15 protein-coding genes are annotated in these 11,904 nt (G+C 39.9%); 13 read left to right on the top strand and 2 right to left on the bottom strand.

Annotation, left to right across the window (positions count from 1 at the left end):
• From IM515_RS00335 to IM515_RS00275, 13 genes are all read left to right on the top strand, one after another.
• Nucleotides 1-110, top strand: a 110-nt coding sequence (locus IM515_RS00335; RefSeq protein ID WP_287629580.1) for a transposase, incomplete at its 5' end; no start/stop codon positions are given.
• Nucleotides 111-116: 6 nt separating this feature from the next.
• Entirely contained in the window at nucleotides 117-419 is a 303-nt protein-coding gene (locus tag IM515_RS00330) for a hypothetical protein (RefSeq protein WP_287629578.1), read from the top strand.
• A 132-nt stretch (nucleotides 420-551) separates the two neighbouring features.
• The gene (locus tag IM515_RS00325) at nucleotides 552-1,658 is read left to right on the top strand and encodes a hybrid sensor histidine kinase/response regulator (protein ID WP_287629576.1); all 1,107 of its coding nucleotides are present in this window, start codon (nucleotides 552-554) and stop codon (nucleotides 1,656-1,658) included.
• A gap of 279 nt (nucleotides 1,659-1,937) precedes the next feature.
• A complete protein-coding gene (locus IM515_RS00320; protein ID WP_287629574.1) occupies nucleotides 1,938-4,724 on the top strand; it encodes a cation-translocating P-type ATPase in 2,787 nt (928 codons plus the stop codon).
• A gap of 782 nt (nucleotides 4,725-5,506) precedes the next feature.
• A complete protein-coding gene (locus tag IM515_RS00315; protein WP_287629573.1) occupies nucleotides 5,507-6,127 on the top strand; it encodes an RNA polymerase sigma factor in 621 nt (206 codons plus the stop codon).
• Nucleotides 6,128-6,671: 544 nt separating this feature from the next.
• Nucleotides 6,672-6,896 carry a hypothetical protein gene (locus tag IM515_RS00310; protein ID WP_287629572.1) on the top strand — a complete coding sequence of 75 codons (225 nt, stop codon included), beginning with the start codon at nucleotides 6,672-6,674 and terminating at the stop codon, nucleotides 6,894-6,896.
• Nucleotides 6,893-7,174, top strand: a complete 282-nt coding sequence (locus tag IM515_RS00305; protein WP_287629571.1) for a type II toxin-antitoxin system RelE/ParE family toxin — start codon at nucleotides 6,893-6,895, stop codon at nucleotides 7,172-7,174. Before IM515_RS00310 ends, IM515_RS00305 begins: the two co-directional genes overlap by 4 nt.
• A gap of 276 nt (nucleotides 7,175-7,450) precedes the next feature.
• Entirely contained in the window at nucleotides 7,451-7,690 is a 240-nt protein-coding gene (locus tag IM515_RS00300) for a hypothetical protein (RefSeq protein WP_287629570.1), read from the top strand.
• Between the two features lie 370 nt (nucleotides 7,691-8,060).
• Nucleotides 8,061-8,789, top strand: coding sequence for a hypothetical protein (locus IM515_RS00295; RefSeq protein WP_287629568.1), 729 nt, complete (start codon nucleotides 8,061-8,063; stop codon nucleotides 8,787-8,789).
• A 129-nt stretch (nucleotides 8,790-8,918) separates the two neighbouring features.
• Nucleotides 8,919-9,239, top strand: coding sequence for a helix-turn-helix domain-containing transcriptional regulator (locus IM515_RS00290; RefSeq protein ID WP_287629567.1), 321 nt, complete (start codon nucleotides 8,919-8,921; stop codon nucleotides 9,237-9,239).
• A 755-nt stretch (nucleotides 9,240-9,994) separates the two neighbouring features.
• A complete protein-coding gene (locus tag IM515_RS00285) occupies nucleotides 9,995-10,162 on the top strand; it encodes a type II toxin-antitoxin system HicB family antitoxin (protein WP_287629565.1) in 168 nt (55 codons plus the stop codon).
• Nucleotides 10,163-10,210: 48 nt separating this feature from the next.
• A complete protein-coding gene (locus tag IM515_RS00280; RefSeq protein WP_002769932.1) occupies nucleotides 10,211-10,498 on the top strand; it encodes a BrnT family toxin in 288 nt (95 codons plus the stop codon).
• The gene (locus tag IM515_RS00275) at nucleotides 10,476-10,700 is read left to right on the top strand and encodes a hypothetical protein (protein ID WP_002738113.1); all 225 of its coding nucleotides are present in this window, start codon (nucleotides 10,476-10,478) and stop codon (nucleotides 10,698-10,700) included. Before IM515_RS00280 ends, IM515_RS00275 begins: the two co-directional genes overlap by 23 nt.
• Before the next feature lie 163 nt (nucleotides 10,701-10,863).
• Here the strand turns inward: IM515_RS00275 and IM515_RS00270 are convergent, their stop codons facing one another.
• Together IM515_RS00270 and IM515_RS00265 are read right to left on the bottom strand one after the other, a co-directional pair.
• Nucleotides 10,864-11,295: a type II toxin-antitoxin system VapC family toxin gene (locus tag IM515_RS00270; RefSeq protein ID WP_287629563.1), complete on the bottom strand. Its 432-nt coding sequence runs from the start codon at nucleotides 11,293-11,295 to the stop codon at nucleotides 10,864-10,866.
• A gap of 8 nt (nucleotides 11,296-11,303) precedes the next feature.
• Nucleotides 11,304-11,555, bottom strand: a complete 252-nt coding sequence (locus IM515_RS00265; protein WP_287629561.1) for a hypothetical protein — start codon at nucleotides 11,553-11,555, stop codon at nucleotides 11,304-11,306.
• Between the last annotated feature and the right edge of the window lie 349 nt (nucleotides 11,556-11,904).

Raw genomic sequence — 11,904 nt, 5'->3', positions numbered from 1 at the left:
TGGAAGGAATTAACAATAAACTGAAGGTGATTAAAAGGAGAGGCTATGGATTTAGAAACTTTAAAAACTTTAGTATTAGATGTTTATTAAATTGGCATTTTGCTAGTTGATTTTACATGGTAAGTTCGGAAGAACCAAAAAGGTTTGAGCAAAAGCTAGACAATCTCGAAAAAAGGTTTGAGCAAAAGCTAGAAACTTTACAGAAAAATGTCGAGCAAAAGCTAGAAACCCTACAGAAAAATGTCACCGATGTCAAGATAGGACTAGCAACTTTAACAGAGAAAGTCGATAGTATGGATAATCGACTGATCAAGGTGGAAGGAACCCAAAGTAACCAAATTTGGACATTAATAACTCTCCTGAGTGGTTCCTTGATTGCTGTGGGGTTCCGTGCTTTTTTTATGGGCAACAATCCCTAGTCGCTCGCTGTAGAGTAACGAGACTTTCTCGCTTGTACCACCCGATACCCTGCCCCGGGGAAAAACTTTTTCGGCAAGCTCCTGTTTTTTTATACACTTTATTTAAACAGTTTGAGTTATAAAATAACCGGCATGACTCAACCCACACCGCGCTCTAGTGTCTTAATTGTCGATGATTTGCCCAATAATGTGCGGCTATTGTCGATTATGCTCACCGAGAAGGGATATCAGGTACGCAAAGCGATTAATGGACAGATGGCCCTGAATACAGTGCGATCGCTAATTCCCGATCTGATCCTCCTCGATATTAATATGCCCGATCTCAATGGCTATCAAGTTTGTGAACAGTTAAAAGCTGATGAAAAAACCCGAGAAATTCCCGTGATTTTTATCAGCGCTCTTGATGATGTCTTAGATAAAGTCAAAGCTTTTCAAGTGGGAGGTGTCGATTATATTTCTAAACCTTTTCAAGGGGAAGAAGTCATGGCCCGCATCGAAAATCAATTAACTATTTGCCGTCAAAAAAAACAACTCCAAAACGAAATTAAAGAACGTCAAAAAGCTGAGGAAACCTTAGAAATTTATCTTCATGCTGTCTCTCACGATCTCCGCAATCCCGTGATCGGGATGTCAATGATCTTAAATAATTTAATTAAAAATTATCAGGGAGAAACTAAAGAAGTGTCCCTGAAGATTTTACAACAGATGGCCAACAGTTGCGATCGACAATTAACTTTAATTGATTCTCTCGTCGAAACCCGAAAAAATGATCTTTGGGGAGTTTCCCTAGAACTAAAGCCTTTATCTCTCTACGAAATTGGTCAACAGATCGGTCAGGAATGGGAGTTAAGATTAAAGGAAAATCAAGCAACTTTAATTAATAACTTTTCTCCCGATTTACCCTTAGTTAATGCCGATGCTCACCATCTCTGGCGAGTTTTTGAGAATTTATTAGCCAATGCCCTTAAACACAATCCCCAAGGGATAATTATCACTTTATCAGCTAGACTAGAGGGTAATTATCTCCGGTGCAGCATTGGCGATAATGGGGTGGGAATTAGCGAAACCCAGAGAAAACAATTATTTGATCGCTATCAACGAGGCAATAATAACAATCAGATTAGTTTAGGACTAGGTTTATATCTCTGTCGTCAAATTATCCATGCTCACGGAGGTGAAATTGGCATTATGAATAATGACGAAAAAGGTTCACAATTTTGGTTTACTTTGCCCTACTAAGCTATTGACTAAGTAGGTAGATGTTAAAAACTTTCAGACACCCCCCTTATTAAGGGGGACTAAGGGGGAACTAAGGGGGAATCGGCACCCCCCTTATCAAGGGGGACAAGAGGGGACTAAGGGGGGATCTATCTTCAATTTAATTATAACCAGCTACTTATCTACATTACGCGTTAAGACTGTCTATGAGCAGGGAGAGGCAGTTTAAGCATTTGTTTTTTCCTGTGACCGGGGAAAGAAAGGGCTAAGATCTATCTAGATCAACTATCTTCACTTGCCATGGCCGCTAATGCCGACTATTCTGCCCATTCCAGCGTTAACTTGCAACAACCTTGGCATACCTATCCGGTGGAAACCACCCTATCTATCCTCGGTAGTTCCGCTGTTAATGGCCTCAATAGGGAGCAAATCGCCGAAAGAATTAAATATTATGGCAAAAATGAACTAAAAGAACGTCCAGGGCGCAGTAATTGGCAAATTCTCCTGGATCAGTTTACCAATATTATGCTCCTCCTCTTAATTGCCGTGGCCATAATTTCCGGGGGACTAGATTTACTGGAATTGCAGCGCGGTCATCTGGCTAAAATTGGTGTTCCCTTCAAAGATACGATCGCTATTTTAACAATTGTCATCCTCAATGGTATCCTCGGATATCTGCAAGAAAGTCGGGCCGAAAAAGCTCTGGCCGCTTTAAAAAAACTTTCCTCTCCCCAGGTTAATGTTATCCGCGAGGGCCAACGCAGAGAAATAGACGCGGTTAATCTCGTCCCCGGGGACATCATGCTGATTGAAGCGGGAACCCAAATCAGCGCCGACGGCCAAATTATCGAAGCTTTTAACCTGCAAATTCGCGAATCGGCCTTGACAGGAGAGGCAAATAGTGTTAATAAATCCGCCTCGATTGAACCTTTAGACAGAGATACTCCCCTTGGCGATCGCTTAAATTTTGTCTTTACTGGAACAGAGGTACTGCAAGGCCGGGCCAAGGTCATCGTTACCAATACGGGAATGACCACGGAATTAGGCAAAATCGCTCAAATGTTAGCAACAGTCGGCAATGAACCCACTCCTCTCCAAAAAAGAATGACTCACTTGGGTAATGTCCTTGTTGCTGGTTCTCTCATTCTAGTTGCCCTAACTATTACCATCGGCCTGATCAATGCCGGTTGGTCGGCCCTACAGGAATTAGTCGAAGTTTCCCTTAGTATGGCAGTAGCCGTCGTTCCCGAAGGATTACCCGCAGTTATCACCCTAACGCTCGCCCTAGGTACTCAACGCATGGTCAAACGTCAGGCCTTGATTCGCAAACTGCCGGCAGTAGAAACCCTCGGTTCCGTTAATGTGATCTGTTCCGATAAAACTGGGACGCTAACGGAAAATAAAATGATTGTACGGGAGATAGAGACAGTTAATCGCAATTTTTTAGTTACCGGGGAAGGATATAGCCCAAAAGGACAATTTTTAGACTCCGAGCAACGGGCGATCGATCCCAAAACCGATCTAGAATTACATCATCTCTTAATTGCCAGTGTCCTCTGCAACGATGCCAGTTTATACCTCGATAACGGTCAGGATAGCATTTTAGGCGACCCCACAGAAGGAGCCTTATTAGTTTTAGGGGCGAAAGCGGGCTTAAATTTATCCCTAACCAAGCAAGAGTTCCCTAGAATCGCTGAAATCCCCTTTTCTTCCCAAAGAAAGCGAATGTCGGTCATTTGTCAAGGAGTCAATCCCGTACTATTTACCAAAGGTTCCCCGGAATTAATCCTTGAACAATGTCTCTCCTATCAATCGGGATTAGAAAGTCTTCCTTTTGGGGATGGGGAAAAAGAAAAAGTCTTAGTCGCTAACAATGCTATGGCTAACAGGGGTTTGCGAGTCTTAGGATTGGCATATAAAAACCTGATTTATCCGCCAGAATTAACTGAAATCAGCGAAGATGAGCTAATTTGGCTAGGAATGGTCGGTATGATCGACGCAGCGCGACCAGAGGTACAAATCGCCGTGACTAGGTGTCGAGAAGCGGGAATCCGTCCGATTATGATCACCGGCGATCATCAATTAACTGCTCTAGCGGTGGCTAAAAGTCTTGGTATTGCCCAAACAGGAGCTTTAGTCATCTCAGGGCAAGAATTAGATAAATTATCACCAATTCAGCTAGAAAACCTCATTGACAAAACTAACATCTATGCCCGTGTTTCCCCCGAACATAAATTAACTATTGTCCGCGCCTTGCAAAAAAAGGGTAAATTTGTTGCTATGACCGGAGATGGGGTGAATGATGCTCCGGCCCTGAAACAAGCAGATATCGGTATTGCCATGGGAATCGCCGGCACCGATGTCACCAAAGAGGCTAGTGATATGATTCTCCTTGATGATAATTTTGCCACTATCGTCGCTGCCACGGAAGAAGGGCGAGTGGTTTATAACAATATTCGCAGTTTTATTAAATATATTCTCGGCAGTAATATTGGGGAAGTAATTACTATCGCTGCTTCGCCTCTTTTGGGTTTAGTTACTCCTCTCACTCCCCTACAAATTCTCTGGATGAATTTAGTTACTGATGGTTTACCCGCTTTAGCTTTGGCAGTGGAACCCCCTTCTTCTAATATTATGCGTCGCCCTCCTTTTAGTCCCCAAGAAAGTATTTTCGCTCGCGGTTTGGGAACTTATATCGTGAGAATTGGGATTATTTTTTCGATTATTAATATCACTCAAATGGTTATCGCTGTGCGCTTGGATCCGCTTTTTGGTAATACTGGTTCATGGAAAACTATGGTTTTTACTACTCTCTGTTTAGCTCAAATGGGTCATGCCATTTCTGTGCGATCGAGCGATCATCTTACCATAGAAATGAATCCTTTGACTAATCCCTATCTCTGGGTAGCAGTAACCCTGACGACAATTTTTCAACTGATGTTAATCTATGTTCCTGCTCTGCGGGATTTTTTCGGCACTCAATTTTTAACTAAAGAAGAATTATTAATCTGTTTGGGATTTAGCACCTTGTTATTCGTTTGGGTGGAGTTAGAAAAATTATTTACCCGTTGGTATCATCGGCGATAATCAGGGAGTTTTTTTCATTGTTCAGTAAACAGTGAATTGAAAACTCAAATCTGATAACTGATAAACCCCATCCACAGGGAAAACCGTAGTTTGGCTTTTTCAGCTACGATCCTTATATAGGGTTTGCGGCAAAAAGTACGGGCGAAGCATTCGGATAGAAAATCTACGGTTTCATCGATAGGTTATTGCCCGAATGCTTCGCCCCTACAGGACGCGGGCCGATGAAGACGCAAGGTTTTGAAGCACGATTCTCTCAAAATCTTGCACCTGTTTCCAGAGAAAAGCCAGAAAGCCCCTACCTTGCCTACATTTCACATTTATTCAGCAAATCCTACATAGTAATAATTTTAAGGTTTAGTAGCTTGGCCGTGAAATTCCAGTTCTCTAGCTGATTGCGGTTTAACTTACTATTAACCCACCTTCCGCACTTTTTAACATTCAATTGATAATTTTTACTAATATATTGCTGACAACCAATTGCCAGTAAGGATTATAGCTACAATAATCGATTTTTATCAAGGTGAAGACTTGTAATTTGTTTTCTCAGAAAAATCAATTATTGAAAATAGCTCTGGTTCTTCGGTTTGTGCTATGCAATGGACGGAGTTATAAGGGATGAAACCCTTATAGAGAAGGACATTGATGCGATTTTTGTCAATTGTTTTCGAGCTAGAACAAACTAATCAATAGAACTCTTGCCAGATAAGGATTTAGTCGATTTATGCCCCCCTATCGAACCATACCAAGTAACGAAGAACCCTCTCCATTTTTTCGGAGGAAATATGCTATTGTCTTTGAATAAAACTCAAAAAAATTTTCGACAAAAACACCAATCTATAACAGCAGAAGCCAATCTGTTAAAACAACTATCGCTGGGAGAACAGAAGGCTTTTTGGTCTTTGTGGTTGTCACACCAAGAATACCTTTACTATCGCTGTATAAATTGGATGGGAGGCAACCGCAAAGACGCTGAAGAAGCGCTGAGCCAAGCCACTATTAAAGCTTGGGAAAAATTGCCAATTTATGCTGATAAAATTACTAATCCTAAAGCTTGGCTGACTCGTATGACTCACAATGTTTGTGTAGATATTCATCGAGAACACCAACGCCAAGCCAGAGGTATCGAAGATATTGACACTATCTTAGAAATTGAAAATTCTCCTTTAATGTTAAGCCAATCAAACCCCAATTCTTTGATGCTTCAAGCAGAAATACAAGAACACATCCGCCAGGCTATCGACCAGCTTCCCCCCAGGCTTCGAGAAACATTTGTGCTACGGTTTGAGCAAGAGATGTCCTATTCAGAAATTGCCGAAAAGCTGTCTATTTCTAATAGTAATGTTCGCAAGCGTATCCAACAAGCACGAGAGGCATTGCAACGACAATTAGGACAATATCTCTAGACTACATTGAATAGGGGCAATCCCCCTGTGGTTGCCCCATAATTGCCATTTCACTTGTAGCTTCAAGGTAAGATTCAAGCCTGTAGGGTAGGTTCTCTGAAACTATTATGCTAAAACCCTTGCGACTTCGACAATCATGATCGCCTGCTTTCCTAGTGCGATCGCTTTTTTAATGACTTCGCTGTTTCACTGCAACTGCTTTAACTGGTGATAGCGGTGGAAACCACGAAGATCGTCCTTTTCAATTCGTTGCTATTGGTCGGGCCTAAGGGTAGTGCGATCGGCTGAACTTATAGTAGACTGTTTCAGCTAAAATAGGGCAATATATTTCGGCTTAAAGTCTTAGATTATAGAATTTATAGCATTTTTCTAATACACTAAATTAGCTGAAACAATCCAATAGGGTGCGTTAACGAAGTGTAACGCACCTTTTCAACCGTCAATCCTCAAGCTTGTTGTCGGGAGGGAGTGCAAGCAGCTAACTCATCGCTATATTGTGATAACATATAAAGAAAACACAGTTAACTAACAGAAGGAAACTCTAATGAGTATTGCATTTTTTCAAGATATTATCGAATCGGTCGAGAGTCTATCCATTGAAGAACAAGATTATTTGTTTGATCTAATTTATCAAAGACGTATTGACAAACGCCGTCAGGAGATTGCTAAAAATGGGGAAGAAACCTTAAAGGCGTTAGCAATGAGAACAGCAAAAAAAGGCAGCGCTGAAGAGATAATGGCTTATTTGTTAGAGAATGAAGAAGAATGAAATTAGTTGCTGACAAGAGCTTTAAAAAAGCTTTTAAACGCTTAATGAGCAAAAATCCTCAACTACAAAGTAAGGTATCAGAGGTTCTACATTTGTTAGAGGATAACCCGTTCACTCCTTCTTTAAAATCTCATAAATTGACAGGTAGATTAGAAGGTTATTGGTCATGTTCTGTTAGTTACGATTGCCGTATTATTTTTACTTTTGGTAAAGATCCTGATTCAGGAGAAACTTTAATTGTTATAGTTGATATTGGAAAACACGACCAAGTTTACTAATTTATGTCTTTAAATCGAATACTTCTCGACAACGCTTATAAAACGCTACATTAACGGAATATAGCGCACCTTTTTAACCGTCTGTTTAAACAACTTAAACAACAAAAAGGCGATCGCCAGAGCAATCAAACTATCAAAACGGCTACAAGTTTTATTGTGAAAGAGTTTAAAGGTTTTGCAGCCAGATGAGTCGGGTGACTTGAGAGAGAAAAATTCACAAATGGGGTTTCGGGATCGTCTTAGGAATGATACAGCATAGAAATTGAGGAATTAAAAATGTACATTCTTTATAGCTCTGATGGCTCTCATACGGTTTTAGGAAAATCTACGGGTAATCGTCAAAATGAAGATGATGGGTCTTTTTGGATTACAGGTTGGTCCGATAAGACACGAGAAAGTGTATCGATAGGAGGGTTCTACACACTAAAATTCCCTGATCAACACAGTAACTCTGTTGAAGTTCTACAAATTGGTGGTGGCGGTATGGGAGGCATTCGTTTCGAGTTTACTGGTTAAGAACGGCTCTCCCGACATCATGGGGTAAAATGTTCGTCAATGTTACATTATTGTAGTGATTGAAATTAAATACACTTTCTAAGTGTCAGTCCAGTAGTCAATCCAGTAGGGTGCGTTAAACTTCGTTAGCGCACCTTTTTAACCGTCTGTTTAAACAACTTAAACAACAAAAAGGCGATCGCCGGAGCAATCAAAGCACTAAAACAGCTATAAGTTTTATTGTGAAAAGGTTTAGAGGTTTTGCAGCCAGATCAGTTGAGTGAGTCGAGAGAGAAAAAAATCGGTGCTAACTCAAAAAATTCACAAATGAGGTTGCGGGATCGTCTTAAGAGTGTAATGAGTACCTTGATTTTCTTGGAGGAATCAATCAATGACTGATACTTACACGATTTACATCGTAAATCAGAACCCTAATGGGCAACTTTTCTGGGCTTTTCTTGCTCAGCCAGAGGTCTCAGATTCACCAAAGGTATTTGCAAACTCAGACACCAATCTTTATATTGCTGGAGGCTCTCAGGATTTGAATTCATTTAAAATCCCAGTACAATATGTTATTGGTGCTGGTGCCTCAAACAACGCGGTTGGACTCAATACTGTAATTGAATCTAATTCTACCAGGAACAGCGATCTTACCAAGCTCTGGGATGTTACCTACGCCAACGTTCCACCGCGCCAAGGTCCTACTGTTCCTACTGCTCCATCTGGGACTAGTCCATCTGGGACGTTAGCCATGAAGACAAACCCATTTGACCAACAAAAAAATGCGGCGAACGAGTGGTATGAAAGTATGTCATTTGGAGTGAAGACATCGCAAGGCTTTATGGGTATAACCTGGAACCCTGCGCCAAATAAGACATATACAATCACTCCCAAGCTGGTTTTCTATATTAGTGTTGGGTATTACTCCAGTTACTCACTCGCAGACATTACTGCTGTAGCGAATGAGTCTGCAAAATGCAATACCAGTAAAGACTTTGATGTGCTTAAACAATGCACAGTAGTCTATAGTTCCACTGGTGAGTGGACGGTTAAACCAGGGAAACCCCCTAAGGAATTGCTTAATTCCACTAGAAGTGTCATGCTAAACTCTCTAGTGTGATCGCCTGATCTTGTAGCCAAATCTTGTAAGGTGCGTTAACGAAGTGTAACGCACCTTTTTTAATTATCAGTGATGACATCGCTTATTTATCTGAGTTGCGTGGGTATAGTCCTAAAGAGCATCTAAGTCATGGGTACATACAGAACATTTGACCAAGTTGAAGAAGAATACTACCGCGAACATCCAGAAGAAATTGACAGTTTTTTAACTGTTACCTTTGAGGAATATGCAAAGGACAAAGATACAGGTGCTTTATTGTCCGCATTGTGTATGATTAGCCGTGTCAAAGGAGTTACAGCAACAGCAGAAGCAGCAGGGATGAGCCAGAAAGGACTACAAAAAGCGTTATCAGAGCAGGGAAACCTACTTTTTGAGAATGTAAATGCGATTCTATATGCTATGGGCTATCAGCTTGTTCCACAAGCTTTGACAATGGATGTCAGAGACTAAAACACTTCCCTAAATTATTGAAAGTGCGATTTCCTAATAGGTTTATTATAGCAAAGATTTTACCCAAAGTTTACATATTTCGGAACACTACCAACTGCTATAGCGTTTACAAATAAACCGTGGAAAGACCCCTGTAGGGGCGCAATGCTTGCGCCCTTATATCGTTCCACGACTCAAATGTAAACGCTATATAGGATAGAAGACAGCGTGAGGGACAGTTCAGGAAAAACAGGAAGTTTAACAGATTCATTTGGCCAATAAATTTGGGCGTTGCTGATTTGAGATATGAATCTTCTTTTGTGGGATTTTTAAAACCTAGACCCAAACTAACTTTTGGATAGGTGCAAGGTTGTCATTCATACCTTGATTCAGCAACGCCAAAAAATCCAAGAGGCAGCCAGAGATATTCGTTTTTTCTTCACTTTTTGGGCGAAAAAAAACTTTTAGGATGCCTATAATAGGAGATAGAAAGGGTTAAAAACTAAAAAAAATGGCGGAGAGAGTCCAGAAAATCCTTGCCCAGTTTTTTTTCAGAGATAATCGCCACAAACAGAAACATAAATCGTAGGGTGCGTTAGCCAAAGCGTAACGCACCAATTTAATAATGAACTTGGTGCGTGGGGCGCGGATTATTAACTTGTTTTTTTGTCAGAGATTATCGCCACAAACACGCACCCTACAAGCTCAGGCTTACACAAAAAAAACAAATTTATGTTATTATTAAAATAAATCTCAGTCAATAAAAAATATTTATTATGAATATCAAAGTGGTTGTCTGGCAAGAAGATGATGTTTGGTGTGCAAATGTACCAGCTTTGTCTGGTTGTCATACTTGGGCAGAAAATTATGATGATTTGATGGTCATGGTTAAAGAGGCAATAGAAGGCTGGTTAGAAGTTTCTCATGAAAAAAAAATTACTTAAAATTTAAAAGTGTACCGTTTAGTAGGAGATTGAACTATAATTAAGTTGATGAACTTACAATTTGAGTGGGATAACCCCAAGGCAAAACTTAATCTCAAAAAGCATGGCATCAATTTTGAAGAAGCCAAGGCTGTTTTTCGAGATCCTCTAGCCTACATTTTTGATGATGAGTGGCATTCGGTCGGTGAAAAACGAGAAATTATTATCGGACACGATGACAAGAATCGCCTTTTAGTAGTTTGTTTTACTGAAAGAAATCAAATGATTCGTATTATCAGCGCACGTTTAACAACCAAAAAGGAACGCCAAGACTATGAAAAATACACAGGACTCTAAAACTAACCAAAATTTACAGGATGACCTACTTCCTGAATATAATTTTAATTATACTAAGGCTCATCCTAATCGTTTTGCTTCTCAGGTAAATGAGACAAAAATAACTGTAACCTTAGAATCGGATGTCGCTAAAGTTTTCAAAAATTCTGAAGATGTAAACAAAGCACTTCGAGCTATCCTATCTGCTATCCCTGAAAAATAAGTTAACAGTAATCCTGTAGGGTGCGCTATTCGATAGCGTAACGCACCAATTTAATAATGAACTTGGTGCGTGGGGCGCGGATTGTTAATTTTGGTTTTTTGTGAGAGATTATCGCCACAAACACGCACCCTACAAGATCGGCTATTCAGAAAAAAATTAAAATCTACACTTCAACCAAATGAACCCAACTTAGAGAAGATTTAACGCTGTTAAATAAGCGTTTATCGCTAGTGTATAAATTTGCTTGAAATCGTTGAGCTAATACTAGATAATGGGCATCATAAGTAGCAGGAAGATTCAAGGTTTGCGAAATTTCTATTGCTTGGTAATGGAGGTAACGATCTTCATGAAACTGAATAGGTAAATCTAAGACTTCTGTAAGGAGGGTTTGTGCTTCTTTCTCCAAAATTTGACCAGCTTTTTTCAGACGATGAAATACGTTAGTGACTTCGTAACATAATAAAGTTGGCGCAATCACTAAATTTTTCTCGGTTATCCATTTTTGCCAGAGTTGACTATAGACTGTTACAGAAGGTTCAACCGTTGTTAAACGAACTATACAACTAGAATCAACACAGATAAATGTATTAGTCATTATTTTCTCTATTCATTCACAATTTCTTCCATCAATTGCCGATCTCTTTCTTCTCTCATTTGATGAATAATTTCAGTAACATCGGTTTCAAATGGTTTTCCCTGACGACGTTCATAAATGGCTTTTCGAGTTGCGTCAATTCGTTCTAATGCAATTTCCCAAGAGGGTTGATCCTTGAGTTTTTTTCCTAACAATTCCTGTTCTTCTCGGGACAAGGATTTAATTGCATTAACTAGAGATTCCACGAGTTGAATATTCATTTTTTTACATCTTTGACTAAAATTATCGGTGTTTATGAAGAGTTATTATAGCCTAGCCTTTGAATTATAACAAAGAGACGCAAACTCCGTCACTTACGTCCCCAATTCATCATCAATCAAAGTTTACCGCTTGGATAACCGAGAAATAACCGGTTTAAAGTCATATCATCCTGTAAGGAAAACTAGCCCGACTTTTTTAACAATTGTCGGCAAAATTTTGCTTGCTTTTTTCAGGGCTTTTTGCCATAATATTTTTATAAGACTTTATATATAATGGAGTGGTGGCGTTAATCCAAGAATGCACGGATTCCCATTATAAGAAAAGTATAACCGAAGCCGCCGCCCAAGT

The organism is Microcystis sp. M44BS1 (assembly GCF_020244875.1).
Taxonomy (GTDB): domain Bacteria; phylum Cyanobacteriota; class Cyanobacteriia; order Cyanobacteriales; family Microcystaceae; genus Microcystis; species Microcystis panniformis.
Note: the sequence above shows the minus strand (reverse complement) of the source record. Positions and strands in the feature narration are given on the sequence as shown.